Here is a 365-nt window from a genome sequence, read left to right as displayed (position 1 = left end):
TCTACCGGCAGCTGCGCCACCCGGTGGCCCCGGAGGTCCGCGCCCTCAAGGCCCGGGAGCTCGCGGCCGCGCTGGACCCCGCCCCGACCCGCCTGGACTGAGCGGCCGCCCCGGATCACGGCGGTGACGCCGCGGACCGCGGCGTCAGGCCGAGCGCCCCACCACGTAGTCGGCGAACGCCTCGAGCGCCGTCTTCACGGCGGAGTCCGGCAACGGGGCGAGCGCCTGCTTGGCCTGCTCCGCCCAGCCGCGGGTGATCGCCCACGCCTCGTCGATGGCGGGGTGGCCCGTGAGCGCGGCGACGGCGGCGGCCAGCTGCTCGTCGGTGTCGAGCGGCCCGTCCACGAGCGCGCGCACCCGGCGGG

General features: G+C 78.9%; 1 pseudogene. It reads right to left on the bottom strand.

Features of this window, described 5'->3' with window-relative positions:
• Positions 1-144: 144 nt before the first annotated feature.
• Positions 145-365 (bottom strand): annotated as a pseudogene (locus SJ20_RS07815) (polyprenyl synthetase family protein); the annotation flags it as partial.

The organism is Micrococcus sp. MS-ASIII-49 (assembly GCF_000946635.1).
GTDB lineage: Bacteria > Actinomycetota > Actinomycetes > Actinomycetales > Micrococcaceae > Micrococcus > Micrococcus luteus.
The sequence above is the reverse complement of the archived record's forward strand: the minus strand, read 5'-3'. Positions and strand labels throughout refer to the sequence as shown.